Here is a 16,172-nt window from a genome sequence, read left to right on the forward strand (position 1 = left end):
AAGTGGATGAAACTTTCGGCCGGCATCGCTGTCCCTCAACCCCATGATGAAACGCTGGACCCTCCTCGCGTCTGTCCTCTCGCTTTGCGCCCTGCTCGCTGCCGGTTGCTCCACGTTCGACGAACAACAGCGCGAATGGATCTTCCAACCCAGCGACCGCAGCTGGGGCAACACCGCCACCATGACCCAGGGCATGGAGGACGTCTGGATCGATTTCCAGTCCTCCATCACCGGCGAACCCGCGCGCCTGCACGGCCTGTGGCTGGGCGGCGCCCCCGAAACCACCGAGACCCCGGTGCTGCTGTACCTGCATGGCGCCCGCTACAACGTGGCCGGCTCGGCCCCGCGCATCCAGCGCATGCACGAGCTGGGCTTCTCGGTCTTGGCCATCGACTACCGCGGCTTCGGCAAGAGCTCCAAGGGCCTGCCTTCGGAAGAATCGGCCCGGGAAGACGCCCGCGCCGCCTGGACCTGGCTGGCCGCACGCCATCCGAAGCAACACCGCTACATCTTCGGCCACTCGCTGGGCGGCGCCATCGGCATCGACCTGGCGGCGCATGTGAACGACGAGAGCGGCACCATCGTGGAGAGCACCTTCACCTCCATCGCCGATGTGGTGAGCGGCTTCAAGTGGGGCTGGCTGCCCTTCAGCCCCCTCATCACGCAGCGCTTCGAGGCCATCAACACCGTCAAGGACATCGGCGCGCCGCTGCTGGTGGTGCATGGCACGGCCGACAGCCTGATCAACCCGACGCTGGGCCGCAAGCTCTATGACGCGGCCACCGTGCCCAAGCTGTTCGTTCTGGTCGAGGGCGGCTCGCACCACAACACCAATTCGGTGGGCGAGGCGCAGTACCGCGCGGCGCTCACGCAGCTGTTCCGCATGAAGCCCGACACCATGGTGGCGCGCAACCAGCCGAAGCTGTCGCCGCCCTCGCTGGCGCTGCCATTGCCGCCCGCGGTGGCGCCGCAGGACGTGCGCGGCGAAGCGCGCGCGAGCAGCGTGCCCGCGGCGATCTGAAGCCCGATTCGTTGTCCGTCGGCCCGGTCCGTTCACGCTGAGCCTATCGAAGCGCTGCGCGAGGCTTCGACAGGCTCAGCCCGAACGGTGTAGTTCAAGCCAGGTTGAACGGCAGTTGCCGCAGAGGCTTGCCCGTCAGCTGCGCGATGGCATTGGCGAACGCGGGCGCCAGCGGCGGCAGGCCGGGCTCCCCCATTCCCTTGGGCGCATCGGCGCTGGGCACGATATGGATGTCGAACTCCGGCACCTGGGTGATGCGGGCCACGGTGAAGTCGCCGAAATTTCCCTGCTGCACGACACCGTCCTTCAACGTGATCGCGCTGCCGGCCAGGCAGGTCGACAGCCCCATCACCGCCGCGCCCTGCACCTGCGCTTCCACGCTGCGCGGGTTGACGGCCAGGTTGCAGTGCACGCCGCTGGTCACGCGGTGCAGCACCGGCTGGCCGTCCTTGACCGAAGCTTCCACCACATAGGCCACCACCGATTCGAAGGACTCGTGCACGGCCACGCCCCAGGCACGGCCGTCCGCCAGCTTCTTCTTGCCGTAGCCGCTCTTGTCCACGGCCAGCTGCAGCGCGGCGCGATGGCGCGGATGCTTGTCGCCGAAGAGCTGCATGCGGTAGGCCACCGGGTCCTGCTTCGTGCTGCGTGCGATCTCGTCGATCAGCGTCTCCATCACGAAGGCGGTGTGGGTGGAGCCCACGCTGCGCCACCACAGCACCGGCACGTTGACCTGCGGGTGGTGCACCGTCAGGCGCATCGGGACAGGGTACGGATCGCGCATGCCCTCCACGGCCGTGGCGTCGATGCCGTCCTTCACCATCATGCCGGCGAACACCGTGCCGGCGAGGATGGATTGGCCCACGATGACGTGGTCCCACGCGAGGATCTTGCCGCGCTCATCGAAGCCGATGCTTGCGCGGTGCAGGTGCATCGGGCGGTAGTAGCCGCCCTTGATGTCGTCTTCGCGGCTCCACAGCAGGCGCACGGGTGCATCGAGGCCGGCGGTGCGCGCGGCCTTGGCGATCTCGCAGGCCTCGACGACGAAGTCGCTGGAGCCCACGAAGCGCCGGCCGAAGCCGCCGCCCGCCATCTGCACGTTCACCTTGACCTGCTCGGGCTTGAGCTTCAGCGTGCGCGCCGCGGCCTGCCCGTCGAGGTCGGCGGACTGGGTGCCGACCCACAGCTCGGCGCCGCCATCCGACAGCTTCACGGTGCAGTTGATCGGCTCCATCGCTGCGTGCGCGAGGTACGGAAACACGAATTCGGCCTCGAGCTTGCGCGGCGCATTGGCCAGCGGCGCCATGTCGGCGTCGAACTTGCGATTGCCGGGGCGGCCGGCCAGCTCGCGGTACTGGACCAATTGCTTGTCGCTGTCCACCTTTTCCACGGCGGACGTGTTCCATTCCAGCTTCAGCGCGTCGCGGCCCAGCTTCGCCGGCCAGTAGCCATCGGCCACCACGGCCACGCCTTCGGCGCCGCGGTCCAGCGGAATGCGCAGCACGGCCTTCACGCCCTTGACGGCGCGCGCGGCGCTGTCGTCCACCGAGGTCAGGCGGGCGCCGAACACCGGCGGATGGGCCACCACCGCCGTAAGCTGGCCGGGTTGCCGCACGTCGATGCCGAAGTCCTGGCGACCGCTGCTCTTGGCGCGCGCGTCCAGGCGCGTGGTCGCGCGGCCGATGATGCGGAAGTCCTTCGGGTCTTTCAGCACCACCTTCTCGGGCACCGGCAAGGCCATGGCCGCCTCGGCCAGCTCGCCGTAGCCCGCCTTGCGCCCGCCGGGGCCGATCACCGTGCCGGCCTGCGTGCGCAGCGTGGCGACGTCGACCTTCCAGCGCGCCGCCGCGGCCGACATCAACATGGCCCGGGCGCGCGCGCCCAGTTCGCGGTACTGCGTGAAGCTGTTCTTGATCGTGTTCGAGCCGCCGGTCAGGTGGATGCCGAAGAGCGGGTCGGCATACGCGGCATCGTTGGTGCCGCTGCGGCTGCGCACCAGGGCCCAGTCGGCGTCCAGCTCCTCGGCGAGGATCATCGGCAGGCCGGTCTGCACGCCCTGGCCGAACTCGAGGCGGTTGATGGTCACCATGACTTCGCCGTTGGGCGCGATCTGCACGAAGGCCGAAGGCTGCTGCGTCGGCTTGAGGCCGCCGACGGGCGGCTTCGCACCGTCGGCCTGCGCCATGGCCAGATGAGGAAAGGCGCCGAGCACGAGCCCGCCGGCGCCGGCCATCTTGAGGAAGCTGCGGCGCGGCAGCGTGGCCGTCTCGTCGGCCGACGGTTGCGCCATCAGCCGCTGCAGCGCGCGCGGCAGGTCGTTGTAGTCGATGTTGGGCAGCATGGTGGCGGCTCCTTAGGCGAGGTTGCGGGCCGCATCGGCCACGGCGGCGCGAATGCGCACATAGGTGCCGCAGCGGCAGATGTTGCCGGCCATGGCCGAATCGATCTCGTCCACGGTGGGCTGCTTGCCCGCGGGCAGCGACTTCAGGAACGCGGTCGCACTCATGATCTGCCCGCTCTGGCAGTAGCCGCACTGCGCCACGTCGTGCTTGACCCATGCGGCGTGCACGGATGCGCCGACGCGGTCGCTGCCGTCCGTGGTGGCTTCGATGGTGGTGATCTTCTTGCCTTCTGCGGCAGAGATGGGCGTGATGCAGGAGCGGATCGCCTGCCCGTCCAGGTGCACCGTGCAGGCACCGCACAGCGCGGCGCCGCAGCCGAACTTGGTGCCGGTCATGCCCAGCGTGTCGCGCAGGGCCCAGAGGATGGGGGTGCCGGGATCGGCATCGACCGTGTGTTCGCGGCCATTGACGTGGAGTGCACTCATGTTCTTTTTCTCCGTGGGTGGGTTGGGTGGAATCTGTTTACTTGGCGCCGTCGAGCAGCCATTGCGCGAGCGCCTGCAGGTCCGCATCGGGAACCTGGGCCTGCGGCGGCATCGGCATCGCGCCCCACTTGCCCGAACTGCCGGCCTTGATGCTGGCGGCCAGTTGCGCGGCCGTGCCCTTGCCGTCGCCGTATTTCGCGCCAATGTCCTTCCAGGACGGGCCCACCACCTTGGCGGCGGGCTGGTGGCAGGCAACGCACGAATACTTCTGCGCCAGCGCCAGGCTGGCGGCGGCGTGCTGCGGCCACACGGCGCCTGCGGCCAGGCCCAGGACCATCGCGAGGGAGGCGGTGATGGAGGCGGTCTTCTCTGTTTTCATCGTGGGATCGTGGGAAAAATGATTTGTCGGATTCAACGGATGGCCCTCGGCGCATGACAGCACGTGCTGGCCGGCACATCGCCGGCCAGTGTCGGACGAAGGCCCGTCCGCCGTTTGCCTGATTCGCGCGCGTTCTTGCCTGAAACTCCGAGACTGCGCCGGAAACGCGCGGCGAACGACGTGCGCGAGCTGGACTTTTTCATTCGCGTCATTCGAAAGGTTTCACCTCAGATGGAAGCGGCACCGCCGGCCTGAGCCGCCCCGGCCTGCGGACCGGCATGCGCCATTTGCTACCCTCGGCGCATCATGTTTCCCCGCACCGCACCGGCCGCCGAGGCCGCTCTCCCGGCCGCGCCCGCCGCTGCGCCGCGATACGTCGCGCTCGCCGGCCCCACTGCATCGGGCAAGACGGCCGCCGCACTGGCCCTTGCGCGGCTGCAGCCGGTCGAGATCGTCTCGGTCGATTCAGCGCTCGTCTATCGCGACATGGACATCGGCACCGCCAAGCCCACGGCGGCCGAACAAGCGGCCGTTCCCCATCATCTGATCGACATCCTCGACCCTCGCGAGAGCTACAGCGCCGCCGCCTTCGTAGCCGATGCGACGCGGCTCATCGACGAGATCAGCGCGCGCGGCGCATTGCCGCTGCTGGTGGGCGGCACGATGCTGTACTTCAAGGCGCTGTTCGACGGCATCGATGCAATGCCCGCAGCCGATGCCGCGGTGCGCGCGCGCATCGATGCGCAAGCCGCCGAGTTGGGCTGGCCCGCGATGCATGCGCGGCTCGCCGAAGTGGACCCCGTCACGGCCGCGCGCCTCGCGCCACAAGACAGCCAGCGCATCCAGCGCGCACTCGAGGTGTGGGAGAGCAGCGGCCAGCCGCTGTCGAGCTTTCACGCCAGCGACAACAAGACCGCGAAGGCCGTGGAAGGCGGCGTGCTCTTCTCGCTCGAACCCACCGACCGCGCTTGGCTGCATGCGCGCATCGCCGATCGCTTCGACGCGATGCTCGCCGCCGGTTTCCTCGATGAAGTACGGGCGTTGCGCGCGCGCGGCGACCTCTCGACCGACCTGCCCTCGATGCGCTGCGTCGGCTACCGGCAGGCGTGGGAAATGCTCGATGCCTGCGGCACCTCCGCGCCCGATGCCAGGGCCATGGGTGACCTGCGCGAGCGCGGCATCGCCGCCACGCGCCAACTCGCCAAGCGGCAGATCACCTGGCTGCGCAGCATGCCGCAGCGCATCGTGATCGCCTGCGATGCGCCCGATGCGGTGCAAACCGCCGTCCAACTGATTTCAAAGACCACCCGACCCGAATGACGCTGCGCATTTCCAACCTCGGCAAGCACTACGGCGAAGCACCGGTCTTCGAGAACGTGACGCTGGACGTCCAATCCGGCGAGTTCGTCGCGATCGTGGGCGAATCGGGCGTGGGCAAGTCGACGCTGCTCAACTGCATGGCAGGCCTGGACAGCTGGGACCAGGGCACGGTGACGCACGACGGCACCGACATCGGCGCGCTCGACGGCGAAGCCTGCGCCCTCTGGCGCCGCAAGCACGTCGGCTTCGTGTTCCAGGCCTTCCATGTGCTGCCGCACCTGGACGTGGCGCAGAACGTGTCGCTGCCGCTCATGTTGCTGGGCCAGAAGAAAGACGACGGCCGCGTCGCGCACATGCTCGATGCGGTCGGCCTGCCCGGCATGGGTGCGCGGCTGCCGCAGACGCTCTCGGGCGGCCAGCTTCAGCGCGTGGCGATCGCGCGTGCGCTCGTGCACCGGCCCGCCCTGCTGCTCGCCGACGAGCCCACGGGCAACCTCGACCCGACCACCGCGGCGAAGGTGATGGAACTGCTGATCGGCCAGACGCGCGAGCACGGCGCCTCGCTCGTGCTGGTGACGCACTCCGAGAGCGCGGCGGCACGTGCGGACCGCCTGCTGCACCTGACGGCAGCAGGCATCCGCGCCTGAAGAGATTTACGCGAGCAGCGCCGCGTAGCGCGACAGGTCGACGTTGCCGCCGCTGATCACGATGCCCACGCGCTTGCCAGCGATGGCCTGTCCCGCAGCAATGGCGCCTGCGAACGCAAGGCACCCCGTCGGCTCCACCACCATCTTCATGCGCTCGGCAAAGAAGCGCATCGCCTCGACGAGCTGATCGTCGGTCACGGTGAAGATGTCGTCCACATCGCGCCGGATGATGCCGAAGGTGTACTCACCCAGATGCTGCGTTTGCGCGCCATCGGCGATGGTCTTGGGCGTTTCGATGTGCACGATCTTTCCGCTGCGGAAAGACTGCTGCCCGTCGTTGCCCGCCTCGGGTTCCACGCCGTAGACCTTGCAATCGGGCGACAGCGCACGCGCCGAGAGCGCCGAGCCCGACAGCAACCCGCCGCCGCCCAGGCACACGAACAGGTGGTCGAGCGGGCCGGTCTCCTCGATCAATTCCTTCACCGCCGTGCCCTGGCCCGACAGCACATCGGGATGGTCGTAGGGCGGAATCATCGTCATGCCGCGTTCCTGCGCCAGTTGCCTGGTGACCGCTTCGCGGTCTTCGGTGAAGCGGTCGTACAGGACGACTTCGGCGCCGTAGCCCTTGGTGGCCGCGACCTTGGCGGCCGGCGCGTCCTTGGGCATGACGATCACGGCGGGCATCGACAGGAGCCGCGCCGAGAGCGCAATCGCCTGTGCGTGGTTGCCCGACGAGAAAGCGATCACGCCGCCCTTGCGCTGCGCGGCATCGAACCTGGAAAGCGCGTTGAACGCGCCGCGGAACTTGAATGCGCCCATGCGCTGGAAGTTCTCGCACTTGAAGAAGAACTGCGCGCCCCAGCGTTCGTTCGCAGTGGTCGATTGCAGCACCGGCGTGCGGTGGGCATGGCCTTCGAGCCGCGCGGCCGCGGCGGTGACGTCGTCGTAGGTAGGGAGTTGCATGGGTCGAGCTTAGCGGGGGCTTACGTTCTTTTGCAGCCCTCATGGGTAAAAACCCGGTAGGTGCGGCGGCGCCGAAATCCGTACTCTGTATACAGAGTTCAGAAGAAAGCCGCCCATGCCCGCCCAGCTCGTCAGCATCGAAATTGCCCCTGACCTCGTAGACCAGGTCTACCGCGCCCTGCTGGGCGCCATCAGCAGCGGCTCGCTGGCGCCGGGCGAGCGCATCACGCAGGAAGACATCGCGCAGCGCCTCTCGGTGTCGCGCCAGCCCGTTCTGCAGGCGCTGCGCCTGCTCAAGAAAGACGGCTTCGTGCACGACGCGCCTGGCCGCGGCGTGCTGGTGGCGCCGCTCGATGCCGACGCCATGCAGAGGATCTACCAGGTGCGCGGCGCGCTCGACGTGCTGGCCGCGCGGCTCGCGGCACAGAAGCGCTTTCGCATCGACCCCAAGCTCATCGAGCGCGGGCGGCGTGCCGCGCGCGGGCGCAATGTCGAAGCCATGATCGATGCCGACGTGGCCTTTCACCGCGCGATCTACGACGCCTCGGGCAACCCGCTGATCGGCCAGAGCGCCGACCCGCACTGGCGCCACCTGCGCCGCGCGATGGGTGCGGTGCTGCAGGCCGAGCCCCAGCGCGAATCGCTGTGGGACGAGCACGAAGCCATCGCCAACGCCATCGCCGCAGGCAACGCAGACCGCGCCGCGCGCCTGAGCGAAGAGCACGTCGCGCAGGCCAGCGAGGCATTGGCCCGGCGGCTGGCCGAGCAGCAGGCCCGCAACGCACCCACGCCCACCCACAAAGGAGACAAGGCATGAAGTTGACCCCCGAGCAACGCGCGCAGTTCGAGCGCGACGGCTACCTGTTCTTCCCCGGCCATTTCTCGCCCGAGGAGACGAAGACGCTGACCGATGCGGTACCCGATCTCTACAGCAAGCGCGAGGCTTTCAACGTGCGCGAGAAAGGCTCCGACGCCGTGCGCACGAACTTCGCCGCGCACCTGATCAGCGAGCCCTTCGCCCGTCTCGCACGCCATCCGCGCATGGTCGGCCCGGTGATGGACCTCTTCGAGGAAGAGGTCTACATGCACCAGTTCAAGATCAATGGAAAGATGGCCTTCGAGGGCCAGGTGTGGCAGTGGCACCAGGACTACGGCACCTGGCTCAACGACGACCTGATGCCCACCGAGCGCGCGATGAACGTGGCGATTTTTCTGGACGACGTGAACGAACACAACGGCCCGCTGATGTTCATTCCGGGCAGCCACCGCAAGGGCGTGGTGGATGCGAAGCATGACCTCACGACGACCAGCTACCCGCTCTGGACCGTCGACAACGACCTGATCGCACAACTCGTCGACCGCGCGGGCGGCAAGCACGGCGGCATCGTCTCGCCCAAGGGCCCGGCCGGCTCGATGATCCTGTTTCACAGCTGCCTCGTGCACGCCTCGGGCAGCAACCTCTCGCCGTTCAACCGCGTGGCGGTGTACCTGAGCCTGTGCGCTGTCAGCAACCACATCCGCCGCCACAAGCGGCCCGAGTACATCGCGCACCGGGACTTCACGCCCATCGAGATGCTGCCCGACGACTGCCTGCTGAAGCCCTACCCGGTCGACGTGCCGTGGAAGAACGGCCTGCCCGAGAGCGCCCTGCAGACCTCGCTCGAAGTGCGCGACACCGCGGAGGCCTGATCCCATGAGCCTCTACACCCGCCTGCAGCAGCGCGCCGCCGAAGGCCGCCCCATCCGCATCGGCCTGATCGGCGCCGGCAAGTTCGGCTCGATGTACCTTGCGCAGATTCCGCGCACGCCCGGCGTGCAGCTGGTCGCGATTGCCGACCTCTCGCCCGATGCGGCGCGCGTCAACCTCGAACGCGTGGGCTGGGCGCCGGGCCGCGCCGCCGCAGGTTCGGTGCAGGAGGCCATCAAGACCGGCACCACCTGGATCACCGACGACTGGCAGGCGGTGACGCGCGAACCCTCCATCGACATCGTGGTCGAGTGCACCGGCAACCCGGTCGCGGCCGTGGACCATTGCCTCGATGCCTTCGCGCACGGCAAGCACGTGGTCAACGTGACGGTGGAGGCCGATGCCTTCTGCGGCCCGCTGCTCGCGCACAGGGCGCAGCAGGCCGGTGTGATCTATTCGCTGGCCTTCGGCGACCAGCCAGCGCTGATCTGCGACCTCGTGGACTGGGCGCGCACATGCGGCTTTCCGGTGGTGGCGGCCGGGCGTGGCCACAAGTGGCTGCCGCACTTCACCGAATCGACGCCCGAGACGGTGTGGGCCAATTACGGCCTCACGCCCGAGCAGGCGCTGCGCGGCGGACTCAACCCAAAGATGTTCAACAGCTTTCTCGATGGCTCCAAGCCGTCGATCGAAAGCTCGGCGGTGGCCAACGCCACGGGGCTCACCGTGCCGTCGGACGGCCTGCTCTACCCGCCCGCGAGCGTGGAAGACATTCCCTTCGTCACCCGCCCGCGCAGCGAAGGCGGCGTGCTGGAGCGCAAGGGCATGGTCGAGGTGGTCTCCTCGCTGGAAGCCGACGGACGCAAGATTCCGTACGACATCCGCATGGGCGTGTGGGTCACGGTCGAGGCCGAGACCGACTACATCAAGAACTGCTTCGAGGAATACAACGCGCATACCGACCCGAGCGGGCGCTACTTCACGCTCTACAAGCGCTGGCACCTCATCGGGCTGGAAGTCGGCATGTCGGTCGCGAGCGTCGCGCTGCGCGGCGAAGCGACGGGCGTGGCCACCTGCTGGAACGCCGACGTGGTCGCCACCGCCAAGCGCGACCTTGCCGCGGGCGAGATGCTCGACGGCGAAGGCGGCTACACCGTGTGGGGCAAGCTGCTGCCGGCCGAGCGCTCGCTGCGCCTGGGCGGCCTGCCGCTGGGTCTGGCGCACAACGTGAAGCTGATCCGCCCCGTGAAGAAGGGCCAGAGCCTCGGCTGGGCCGACGTGGCGATCGACACCTCGACCGCCGCTTACCGGCTGCGCAGCGAGATGGAAACGATGTTCGCATCGTCCATCCGGCTTGAAGAGCCCAAGGCAGCCTAACTAAAGGAGTAGGTAGCGCAACCATTGCGCCAAACGTCTTTCGCGTAAAAAATAATCTGCACGACACGGGGGCTCCCGTGTCGAAATGACCGGCGGCGGGCCGTCATTGTGGTGAGCGATCTTGCTCGGCAAGCTTTTCCTTCACGGAGAGACACCATGCAGTACATGTTGATGTTCTATCAGCCCGCGGCCGAATTCGAACAACGCGACGACGCATCCTCAGAGGCCTACAGGTCCAGCTGGATCGCGTATGCCGATGCGGTGCGCCAGTCGGGCATCTCGCTCGGCGGCCACGGCCTCTTTCCGCCCATGACCGGCACCAGCCTGCGCGTGCGCGGCGACAAGCGCCAGGTGCAGGACGGCCCCTTCGCCGACACCAAGGAGCAGCTGGGCGGCTACTTCGTGGTGGACGTGCCCGACCTGGATGCCGCGCTCGAATGGGCGGCGCGCGCGCCCTGCGCGTCCAGCGGAGGCGTGGAGGTGCGGCCGGTCTTCATGGCCACGGCAGCGGCATCGTGACCGACCCGGCGGCGCACCAGGCCGCCGAAAAGGCGGCGCGCGAGTCGTACGGCCGGCTGCTGGCGATCCTGTCGGCGCGCACGCACGACATCGCCGCCTCGGAAGACGCGCTCGCCGATGCCTTCGCGCGCGCGCTGGAGCGCTGGCCGGCCGATGGCATTCCGGCGCAGCCCGACGCCTGGCTGCTGAGCGTGGCCCGGCACCGCAAGCTGGACGCCTGGCGCCACACCCGCGTGCAGGACCAGGCCACCCAGACCCTGCTGCTGCTGGCCGGTGAAATGGACGAGGCCACGAACGAGGGCACCGCCGTGCCCGACGAGCGGCTGCGCCTTCTTTTTGTCTGCGCCCATCCAGCCATCGACGCCGCGGCCCGCGCGCCGCTGATGCTGCAGACCGTGCTGGGCCTGGACGCGGCCCGCATGGCCGGCGCCTTCCTCACCGCGCCCTCCACGCTCGGCCAGCGGCTGGTGCGGGCCAAGGCGCGCATCCGTGCGGCGGGCATTCCCTTCGAATACCCGCAGGCTCGCGACCTGCCGCAGCGGCTGCAGGACGTGCTCGACGGCATCTACGCCGCCTACGGCACCGGCTGGGACGATGTCGACGGCGCCGATGCGCTGCCGCGCGGCCTCACGGCCGAGGCCATCGACCTGGGCCGCATCCTCTGCCAGCTGATGCCGGACGAACCCGAGCCGCTGGGGCTGCTCGCGCTGATGCTCTTCTGCGAAAGCCGCGCCGCGGCCCGGCGCAGCGAGACCGGTGCGTACGTGCCGCTGGACCAGCAGGACACCTTGCGCTGGAACCCCGACCTGCTCGCGGAGGCCGAACGGTGCCTGCGGCTGGCGTCGGAGAAGAAATCCCTCGGCCCCTACCAGCTGGAGGCCGCCATCCAGTCGGCCCATTGCGAACGCCGCGTGGGCGCGCCGGTGGCGCCCGAGGTGCTGGTGTCGCTGTACGAAGGCCTGCTGGCCTTGCGCCCCAGCATCGGCGCGCAGGTCAGCCGCGCGTGTGCACTCGCGAACGCGCGCGGACCCGAGATCGGGCTGCGGGCGCTCGAAGCGATTCCTTCCGACGAGGTGGCGAGCTACCAGCCGTTCTGGGCGGCTCGCGCGTACCTGCTGGCGGCGGGCGGCGCGCGTGCCGCGGCGCGCCAGGCCTATGACCGTGCCATCGGGTTGAGCACGAATGCGGCGGTGCGGGCGTATCTCAATGCGATGTCGCAGCGGCTTTGAAGAGCGCCCCGCTCATCACTCCTGCGGCACCGCGACCGCCTCCCCCACCCGCCGCCCCTCGAGCTGGCTCCCACCCTGCGCCAGCGTCACCCCCACCACCGCATTGCCCGCGCCGCGCTGGAAGACGATCTGCGCGCCGATGGTGGCCACCGCGAAGCGGTCGGTGCCCGTGGGCGTGAGCGCGTTGTAGCCGCGCCCTGTCTCGCGCACCAGCAGGCGCCCGTTGCGCACCGTGAAGCCCAGGGCCTTGGTCTTCGTGATGCGGTACTCGCCCTTGTAGTCCTCCAGCCGCTTCGGATCGACCGGCACTTCGGTCGTCGACACCGGGTACCGGTTCTTGCCGATCGCCAGCATCACCGGCTGCAACGGCGCGCGCGCGTTGCTGCTGAGCACGATCAGCGCCTCGCCGGTGTCGGGTGCGAGCAGCCACAGCGTGCGATAGCCCTCGGTAAGGCCCGCGTGCCAGTAGGTGCGGCGTCCGCCCTCGGGGCCACGCACCATGACCGCATAGCCGATCTCGGCACCTTCGTAGCGCGCGAGCGGCGTGAGCATGCGCGCGGCCGCCGGACCGAGCGGGCCGCTTGCGCCGGCGAGGACCGCGCGACTGAAGGTCATCATGTCGGCCGCCGTCGAGCGCAGCGCGCTGGCCGGCGCATAGGCGGCCATGTCGAGCAGCGGCTGGCGCCGGTCGCCCGCGAAGGCCGGCGCCATGCGCGAAGCCTTGTCGCCGAGCGGGATCACGGTGTCGTTCATGCCCAGCGGCTCGGTGATGCGGGCGCGCACCAACTCGCCCCACGAGGTGTTGTAGCGCTCGGCCAGCAGCTGGCCGAGCAGCGCCATGCCGAAGTTGCTGTACGCGGCCTCGCACGGCGGCGCGAGCGCGGTGAGCTTGATGCGCGACAGCGCGGCCCAGAACATCGGCTTGTCGAAGGTGCGGAACTGCTCGGCCAGCGGCGCGCCGCCCGTCACGCCATCGGCCATCACGGGCATGCAGCCGGTGTGCGTGACGAGCTGCTTCAGCGTGACCGCAGCCGCCGCAGCCGGCACGCCCTGCACCTTGCCGGCGAGCACCTTGCCCACGGTGTCGTCCAGCTTCAGGTCGCCGCGCTCCACCGCCTGCGCCAGCAGGAGGCCGGTGAAGACCTTGGTGACCGAGCCGATCTCGAACATTGGCTGCTCGGCGCTGTTGGGCTCGATGGGGCGCGGGGGCGAGAGCGGCTCGGGGTTGTAGGCCGCGCCGTACGAGGCCTTGCCGTTGCGCAGCAGGCCGATGACGAGCGTTCCGCGTTCGGCGCCGAGCGCCGCCTTGGCCAACACGGCCGGGTCGCTCGCCAGGGACAGTGGCGGCGGCAACTGCTGCTGTTGCTGCTGCGGCGGCTGGAGCTGCGCAGCCGCGCTGCCGGCCAGCAGCGGGGCAAGAAGCCAGGCCGCGAACCAGCGGCGGCGCATCACCGGGAACATGTCTGTGGACAAGGCTGGGGGCAGGAGCCGCATCGTCGAATTCCTCGGGGCGTCATCGAAAGAGGCGCCATCGTGCCACGTCGATGTAACAAACACGTCCCGCGGCCACAATCGCTGAATGCGTGCATTGCTCACCACCTTCTCCTGGCAGGAACTGCGCCACCACCCCTGGCGCAACGCGGCGGCCGTGCTGGCCGTGATGCTGGGCGTGGCGCTTGCGTTCTCGGTGCAGCTCATCAACGCGTCGGCGCTCGACGAATTCTCCAGCGCGGTGCGCTCGGTCAATGGGCAGCCCGACCTCGAGGTGCGCGCCGTGCAGGGCGGTTTCGACGAGGCCGTGTTCGCGCAACTGGCGCGGCATCCGCAGGTGACGCTCGCGAGCCCGGTGCTCGAGTTCCAGGGCCTCGCCCTGGCCGGCGGCGAACGGCAGGTGCCGATGCGCGTGATCGGCGTCGATGCGCTGGTGCTCCCCACCATCGCGCCCGCGCTGATGCCACAGCCCGCAGCGGGTGCCGACCGCTTCGCGCTCTTCGCGCCGGGCCACGTATTCCTCAACACCACCGCGCGCAGCGTGCTCGGCCTGCCGGCGCAAGCCAGCGGCGGCGCCACCGAGACGGTGCAACTGCGCAGCGGCGCGACGTGGCACAGGCTCGACGTGGCAGGCCACGTCGCCGCCAGCGGCACGGCGCTCGCGGTGATGGACATCGCGGCCGCGCAAGATCTGTTCGACCAGGTCGGCCGCCTCAGCCGCATCGACCTGCGGCTCGCCCCCGGCACCGACCGCGCGGCCTTCATCGATGCGCTGCAGAAGTCCCCCGGCTGGCCCGCGGGCGTGCAGTTCGCGGAACCTGGCGATGCAGCCGAGCGCGTGAGCAATCTCTCGCGCGCCTACCGTGTCAACCTCACGGTGCTGGCGCTGGTGGCGCTGTTCACGGGGGCGTTCCTGGTGTTCTCGGTGCTGGCGTTGAGCGTGGCCAAGCGCGCGCAGCAGTTCGCGCTGCTCGGCGTGCTCGGCCTCACGCCGCGCGAGCGGCTGCGGCTGGTGCTGGCCGAATCGCTGGTGCTGGGCGTGATCGGCAGCGCCGCCGGTCTTGCGCTGGGCACCGCGCTCGCGGCCTTCGCGCTGCGGGTGCTGGGCGGTGACCTGGGCGGCGGGTATTTCGAAGGCGTCGCGCCCAAGCTGCACTGGAGCAGCGGCGCGGCGCTGCTGTACGGCGGGCTCGGCGTGGTGGCCGCGCTGGTGGGCGGCTGGTGGCCCGCGCGCGCAGCGCAGGCACTGCCCGAGGCGCAGACGCTCAAGGGCCTCGGCGCCGCGCCCACGCAGAGCCGCAGCCACTGGCTTGCGCTCGGGCTGATCGCGCTCAGCGCGGCGCTGGCGAACATTCCGGCCATCGGCGGCATTCCTGTGGCGGCGTACCTCTCGGTGGCGTGCCTGCTGGTGGGCGGCATCACCGCCCTGCCCTGGCTGATCGCGCTGCTGTACGACCGCATCGCGCCCGCGTTCGCGCAACGCGTGCTGCCGATGCTCGCCATCGAGCGCGCGCGGCGCATGCGCGGCACCGCCGCCGTGGCGGTGAGCGGCGTGGTCGCGAGCCTGAGCCTGGCGGTGGCGCTCACGGTGATGGTCGCGAGCTTTCGCGATTCGGTGACGCACTGGCTCGACGTGGTGCTGCCGGCCGACCTGTATGTGCGCGCCACCTCGGGCGGCCGCGGCAGCAACAGCGGCGGCACCAGCAGCACCGACACCGCGATCTTCCCGCCCGCCTTCGTTCAGGCTCTGGCGCAACTGCCCGGCGTGGCGCGCACGGGCACGCTGCGCACGCAGTCATTGCAGCTCGATGCTTCGCAGCCCGCAGTGGCGCTGATCGCACGCAGCCTGGAAGGCAGCGCATCCCAATCGCTGCCGCTGGTGGGATCGGCATTGCTTGTGCCTTCGGGGCAGATCGGCATCTACGTGAGCGAGCCGATGGTGGAGCTGTACGGCGCGAAGCCGGGCACGACCTTCGCGCCGCTGGCCGCCGCGCTGTCGGCCACCGCGCTCCCCACGAAAGTCGCGCACACCTACTTCGTGGCCGGCGTGTGGCGCGACTACGCGCGGCAGTTCGGCGCGATCACGATGGATGCGCGCGACTACGTGCGTATCACCGGCCAGCAGGATGTGAGCGATATCGCGCTGTGGCTCGCGCCGGGCGCATCCGAAGGCGCCGTGCAGGCCGCCGTGCGCGCGCTCGCGGCACGCCAGGGCGGCGGGTCGCCCGAATCGGTCGAGATCGCCTCGGTCGGGCAGATCCGCACAACGTCGCTGCGCATCTTCGACCGCAGCTTCGCGGTGACCTACTGGCTGCAGGCCGTGGCCATCGCCATCGGCCTGTTCGGCATTGCCGCGAGCTTCAGCGCACAGGTGCTCGCGCGGCGCAAGGAATTCGGGCTGCTCGCGCATCTGGGCTTCACGCGGCGGCAGGTGCTGGCGGTGGTGGCGGGCGAAGGCGCGGCGTGGACAGCCATCGGCGCGGTGGCCGGGCTGGTGCTCGGGCTGGCGGTGTCGGTGGTGCTCGTGAAGGTGGTGAACCCGCAGAGCTTTCACTGGACGATGGACCTGCTGGTGCCATGGGCGCGGCTCATCGCGCTGTGCGGTGCGGTGGTGGTGGCGGGTACGGTCACCGCGTGGCTGGCGGGACGAGCCGCTGCGGGCAAGGATGTGGTGCTGGCGGTGAAAGAGGACTGGTAGCGCCCTCTTTCTTA

14 protein-coding genes are annotated in these 16,172 nt (G+C 69.5%); 9 read left to right on the top strand and 5 right to left on the bottom strand.

Features of this window, described 5'->3' with window-relative positions; genetic code table 11:
- The first annotated feature begins 43 nt into the window (after nucleotides 1-43).
- Nucleotides 44-1,021 carry an alpha/beta hydrolase gene (locus M2282_RS03635; RefSeq protein ID WP_280807409.1) on the top strand — a complete coding sequence of 326 codons (978 nt, stop codon included), beginning with the start codon at nucleotides 44-46 and terminating at the stop codon, nucleotides 1,019-1,021.
- Between the two features lie 94 nt (nucleotides 1,022-1,115).
- On the opposite strand, the gene M2282_RS03640 is transcribed toward M2282_RS03635, so the two are convergent.
- Genes M2282_RS03640 through M2282_RS03650 form a run of 3 tightly spaced genes read right to left on the bottom strand, consistent with a single transcriptional unit; the run spans nucleotide 1,116 to nucleotide 4,227 of the window.
- Nucleotides 1,116-3,362 (bottom strand): xanthine dehydrogenase family protein molybdopterin-binding subunit, encoded by a 2,247-nt coding sequence (locus M2282_RS03640; protein ID WP_280807410.1) that lies wholly within the window; start codon nucleotides 3,360-3,362, stop codon nucleotides 1,116-1,118.
- 12 nt (nucleotides 3,363-3,374) lie between these two features.
- Nucleotides 3,375-3,848, bottom strand: a complete 474-nt coding sequence (locus tag M2282_RS03645) for a (2Fe-2S)-binding protein (protein WP_280807411.1) — start codon at nucleotides 3,846-3,848, stop codon at nucleotides 3,375-3,377.
- A gap of 37 nt (nucleotides 3,849-3,885) precedes the next feature.
- Nucleotides 3,886-4,227, bottom strand: a complete 342-nt coding sequence (locus tag M2282_RS03650) for a c-type cytochrome (protein WP_280807412.1) — start codon at nucleotides 4,225-4,227, stop codon at nucleotides 3,886-3,888.
- A gap of 306 nt (nucleotides 4,228-4,533) precedes the next feature.
- Here M2282_RS03650 and miaA point away from each other — a divergent pair, with 306 nt between their 5' ends.
- Complete coding sequence (gene miaA / locus M2282_RS03655) at nucleotides 4,534-5,547, top strand: tRNA (adenosine(37)-N6)-dimethylallyltransferase MiaA (protein WP_280807413.1); 1,014 nt, start codon at nucleotides 4,534-4,536, stop codon at nucleotides 5,545-5,547.
- On the top strand, nucleotides 5,544-6,194 hold the full coding sequence (locus tag M2282_RS03660) for an ABC transporter ATP-binding protein (protein WP_280807414.1): 651 nt from the start codon (nucleotides 5,544-5,546) through the stop codon (nucleotides 6,192-6,194). Before miaA ends, M2282_RS03660 begins: the two co-directional genes overlap by 4 nt.
- Nucleotides 6,195-6,200: 6 nt before the next feature.
- Here M2282_RS03660 and M2282_RS03665 read toward each other — a convergent pair whose 3' ends face one another.
- Complete coding sequence (locus tag M2282_RS03665; RefSeq protein WP_280807415.1) at nucleotides 6,201-7,157, bottom strand: threo-3-hydroxy-L-aspartate ammonia-lyase; 957 nt, start codon at nucleotides 7,155-7,157, stop codon at nucleotides 6,201-6,203.
- A 115-nt stretch (nucleotides 7,158-7,272) separates the two neighbouring features.
- Between M2282_RS03665 and M2282_RS03670 the strand changes: the two genes are divergently transcribed.
- The 5 genes from M2282_RS03670 (at nucleotide 7,273) to M2282_RS03690 (ending at nucleotide 11,969) form a co-directional block, all read left to right on the top strand.
- On the top strand, nucleotides 7,273-7,974 hold the full coding sequence (locus M2282_RS03670) for a GntR family transcriptional regulator (protein WP_280807416.1): 702 nt from the start codon (nucleotides 7,273-7,275) through the stop codon (nucleotides 7,972-7,974).
- Complete coding sequence (locus tag M2282_RS03675) at nucleotides 7,971-8,846, top strand: phytanoyl-CoA dioxygenase family protein (RefSeq protein WP_280807417.1); 876 nt, start codon at nucleotides 7,971-7,973, stop codon at nucleotides 8,844-8,846. The genes M2282_RS03670 and M2282_RS03675 overlap by 4 nt, the downstream gene beginning before the upstream one ends.
- A 4-nt stretch (nucleotides 8,847-8,850) precedes the next feature.
- Nucleotides 8,851-10,221, top strand: a complete 1,371-nt coding sequence (locus M2282_RS03680; protein ID WP_280807418.1) for an NAD(P)H-dependent oxidoreductase — start codon at nucleotides 8,851-8,853, stop codon at nucleotides 10,219-10,221.
- A gap of 156 nt (nucleotides 10,222-10,377) precedes the next feature.
- On the top strand, nucleotides 10,378-10,740 hold the full coding sequence (locus M2282_RS03685) for a YciI family protein (RefSeq protein ID WP_280807419.1): 363 nt from the start codon (nucleotides 10,378-10,380) through the stop codon (nucleotides 10,738-10,740).
- Entirely contained in the window at nucleotides 10,737-11,969 is a 1,233-nt protein-coding gene (locus M2282_RS03690) for an RNA polymerase sigma factor (RefSeq protein WP_280807420.1), read from the top strand. Before M2282_RS03685 ends, M2282_RS03690 begins: the two co-directional genes overlap by 4 nt.
- Nucleotides 11,970-11,984: 15 nt before the next feature.
- On the opposite strand, the gene M2282_RS03695 is transcribed toward M2282_RS03690, so the two are convergent.
- A complete protein-coding gene (locus tag M2282_RS03695; protein ID WP_280807421.1) occupies nucleotides 11,985-13,463 on the bottom strand; it encodes a serine hydrolase domain-containing protein in 1,479 nt (492 codons plus the stop codon).
- A gap of 85 nt (nucleotides 13,464-13,548) precedes the next feature.
- Between M2282_RS03695 and M2282_RS03700 the strand changes: the two genes are divergently transcribed.
- Nucleotides 13,549-16,158: an FtsX-like permease family protein gene (locus M2282_RS03700; RefSeq protein WP_280807422.1), complete on the top strand. Its 2,610-nt coding sequence runs from the start codon at nucleotides 13,549-13,551 to the stop codon at nucleotides 16,156-16,158.
- The last annotated feature ends 14 nt before the right edge of the window (nucleotides 16,159-16,172 follow it).

The organism is Variovorax boronicumulans (assembly GCF_029892485.1).
Taxonomy (GTDB): domain Bacteria; phylum Pseudomonadota; class Gammaproteobacteria; order Burkholderiales; family Burkholderiaceae_C; genus Variovorax; species Variovorax boronicumulans_B.

What these genes read in the sequence shown, in the direction of transcription:
- M2282_RS03700 (WP_280807422.1), top strand. Translation starts at nt 13,549, where the DNA reads ATGCGTGCATTGCTCACCACCTTCTCCTGGCAGGAACTGCGCCACCAC.
- M2282_RS03675 (WP_280807417.1), top strand. Translation starts at nt 7,971, where the DNA reads ATGAAGTTGACCCCCGAGCAACGCGCGCAGTTCGAGCGCGACGGCTAC.
- M2282_RS03660 (WP_280807414.1), top strand. Translation starts at nt 5,544, where the DNA reads ATGACGCTGCGCATTTCCAACCTCGGCAAGCACTACGGCGAAGCACCG.
- M2282_RS03640 (WP_280807410.1), bottom strand. Translation starts at nt 3,362, where the DNA reads ATGCTGCCCAACATCGACTACAACGACCTGCCGCGCGCGCTGCAGCGG.
- M2282_RS03665 (WP_280807415.1), bottom strand. Translation starts at nt 7,157, where the DNA reads ATGCAACTCCCTACCTACGACGACGTCACCGCCGCGGCCGCGCGGCTC.
- M2282_RS03645 (WP_280807411.1), bottom strand. Translation starts at nt 3,848, where the DNA reads ATGAGTGCACTCCACGTCAATGGCCGCGAACACACGGTCGATGCCGAT.
- M2282_RS03635 (WP_280807409.1), top strand. Translation starts at nt 44, where the DNA reads ATGATGAAACGCTGGACCCTCCTCGCGTCTGTCCTCTCGCTTTGCGCC.
- M2282_RS03670 (WP_280807416.1), top strand. Translation starts at nt 7,273, where the DNA reads ATGCCCGCCCAGCTCGTCAGCATCGAAATTGCCCCTGACCTCGTAGAC.
- M2282_RS03680 (WP_280807418.1), top strand. Translation starts at nt 8,851, where the DNA reads ATGAGCCTCTACACCCGCCTGCAGCAGCGCGCCGCCGAAGGCCGCCCC.
- miaA (WP_280807413.1), top strand. Translation starts at nt 4,534, where the DNA reads ATGTTTCCCCGCACCGCACCGGCCGCCGAGGCCGCTCTCCCGGCCGCG.
- M2282_RS03685 (WP_280807419.1), top strand. Translation starts at nt 10,378, where the DNA reads ATGCAGTACATGTTGATGTTCTATCAGCCCGCGGCCGAATTCGAACAA.
- M2282_RS03650 (WP_280807412.1), bottom strand. Translation starts at nt 4,227, where the DNA reads ATGAAAACAGAGAAGACCGCCTCCATCACCGCCTCCCTCGCGATGGTC.
- M2282_RS03695 (WP_280807421.1), bottom strand. Translation starts at nt 13,463, where the DNA reads ATGCGGCTCCTGCCCCCAGCCTTGTCCACAGACATGTTCCCGGTGATG.